This window comes from Methylobacterium sp. WL18, from assembly GCF_008040015.1.
GTDB classification, from domain to species: domain Bacteria; phylum Pseudomonadota; class Alphaproteobacteria; order Rhizobiales; family Beijerinckiaceae; genus Methylobacterium; species Methylobacterium mesophilicum.
In genome coordinates this window covers 1-2125 of sequence record NZ_VRVD01000730.1, presented here as the reverse complement: position 1 = coordinate 2125, position 2125 = coordinate 1, and the positions used below count along the sequence as shown (strand labels likewise).

General features: G+C 68.9%; 2 protein-coding genes and 1 pseudogene. All 3 read right to left on the bottom strand.

Annotated features, from left to right (window positions below):
* A pseudogene (locus FV228_RS27600) lies at positions 1–484 on the bottom strand (formate dehydrogenase); the annotation flags it as partial.
* Positions 481–966 carry a formate dehydrogenase subunit gamma gene (locus tag FV228_RS27595; protein WP_147857421.1) on the bottom strand — a complete coding sequence of 162 codons (486 nt, stop codon included), beginning with the start codon at positions 964–966 and terminating at the stop codon, positions 481–483. The pseudogene FV228_RS27600 and the gene FV228_RS27595, both read right to left, overlap by 4 nt.
* 257 nt (positions 967–1223) lie before the next feature.
* Complete coding sequence (locus FV228_RS27590) at positions 1224–1880, bottom strand: glutathione S-transferase family protein (RefSeq protein ID WP_147857422.1); 657 nt, start codon at positions 1878–1880, stop codon at positions 1224–1226.
* Between the last annotated feature and the right edge of the window lie 245 nt (positions 1881–2125).

Sequence of the window (2125 nt, the reverse complement as noted above, 5' to 3'; positions counted from 1 at the left end):
GAAGCTCGACGCCGAGGGCATCGTCGCGGCCGCGCAGGCCGGAATCGCGCACCGCCGCGACGATGCCCTCGGCGTCGAGCTTCAGCGCCGCCTCGAGCCCGCGATAGCCGCCATGGGCCCGGTAATCGGCCACCGAGACCGGATCGACAACGCCGCAGCGGTGGAAGGTCAGGCGCTGCTGACGGGCGAGGAACGGGATCTTTTCGGGGTCGCCGAGGCGCAGGGCATGCGCGCCGCCGGTGGCGAGCCCGGCATCCAGCAGGGCATCGACATCCGAGACCTTGACGGGACCGTAGGCGACCCGGCCCTCGGGCGTGGCGACTTCCACCATCGGCTCCAGCCAGAACAGGCCGCGCGAGCCGGTGCGCACGATGGTCACGTCGAGGCCGCGGCGCTCCGCGCCCGCGAACAGGGCCCGGGCGACCTTGTTGGCGCCGAGGCCCAAAGCCACGGCGTCCCGGGGGACGTAAAGGGTGACGCTCACTGGCGGGTCTCCCGCTTGGTTTCGGCCAGCGCCTCGTCGAGGCCGTCGGCGGTCAGGTGGGCCACCGGCTCGCCGTCGATCAGGGCCGCGGGGCCGTTGGCGCAGAGGCCGAGGCAGTAGACCGGCTCGACCGTGGCGCTGCCGTCGGCGGTGGTCTCGTGCCAGTCGCAGCCGAGGCGGCCGAGGATCTCGCGGTGGATCTTGTCCGAGCCCATGGCCTGGCATGCCTCGGCCCGGCACAGCTTCACCTCATGGCGGCCGGCCGGATGGGCGCGGAAGTCGTGGTAGAACGTGATGCAGCCATGCACCTCGGCGCGCGACAGGTTCAGCGCGTCGGCGATGAGCGGCACGGCGCCGCCGTCGACGTAGCCGAAGGTCGCCTGCAGCGCGTGCAGGATCGGCAGCGTCGCGCCTTCGAGATGGGTATGCTCAGCAATGATCCCGGTGGCGCGTTCCGCGCTCCAGGGCTCGTGACGCGTCATGGTTTCCAGCCCAGTCTGTTCCTTTTCTAATGCGAAGTGGAACAGAAATGCCGAACACCATCAATCGTGCAGTCCGGTCGCCTGACAAAGGATCCCTGTCAGACTGTCACCCGCGGTGGCCCGCCAGGCGACCCCTGCAGTAAGCCTTTCTCAACGCGTCGGTTTCCGCCGCCTGGAAGCCGTCTAAAAAACTTGCGTGCGGCGCAACATCGTCTTGTGCCCTGCAAGAAATTTCATCTGCCGTGTGGTCCGGAGCATCAGAACTCCATGTCGAGCTCTTCGATCTCGTCCGGCTCGTCGGCGGCGGCCTCGGCCCATTCGATCATCAGCGGCCAGTGCAGGATCGCGTCCCGGTAGGCTGCGGCCCGGGGCGGCAGCGCGACGTCGTAGGTGCGGAAGCGCGTGCAGACCGGGGCGTAAAGCGCGTCGGCGAGGCCGGGGCGGTCACCGAACAGGAACGGTCCGTCGTAGCGGTCGAGGCAATCGTCGAAGATCGTGACGATGCGCTCGATATCGGCCTTGGCGCCGTTGAACACGCGAAAGCCCGGATGGAACGCCCGCAGGTTCATCGGCAGGGCCGAGCGCAGGTTGACGAAGCCCGAATGCATCTCCCCGGAGATGGAGCGGCAATGGGCGCGCTCGGCCACCTCGCGCGGCAGCAGGCCGGCGTCGGGAAAGGTCTCGCTCAGGTATTCGGCGATCGCCAGGATGTCCCAGACCACCACGTCGCCATGCCGCAGGCGGGGCACCAGGAAGGATGGGGACAGGTGCAGCAGCTCCGCCCGGCTGGTGGCGTCCGTGCCCGACAGGACTTCGGTGTCGAAGGCGAGACCTGCCATCCGGCAGATCAGCCAGCCCCGCAGGGACCAGGAGGAGTAGTTGCGGCTGGAGATGGTGAGCGTGGCGGCGGTCATCGTCTTCACCCCGGGCGCGTCGCCGATCATGCGATCTGCGCTGCCGGATCCAAGACTCGTGCCGAATCGGACTGGCGAATCGCAACGCGCCGAAGACTACTCCCGACGGAGCAGCGCGGCGACCTCCGCCTGCTCGGCCGGGGACAGGGTCCGGACCGGCGCGGCCTGCCGCCTGCGCGCGAGGCTCCAGATCCCGAAGTCTCCGAGCAGTACCGCCAGTATCTGTGTCAGCCACAGCAGCAGGG

Coding starts and splice junctions, on each gene's coding strand:
- FV228_RS27590 (WP_147857422.1), bottom strand. CDS start 1,880: ATGACCGCCGCCACGCTCACCATCTCCAGCCGCAACTACTCCTCCTGG.
- FV228_RS27595 (WP_147857421.1), bottom strand. CDS start 966: ATGACGCGTCACGAGCCCTGGAGCGCGGAACGCGCCACCGGGATCATT.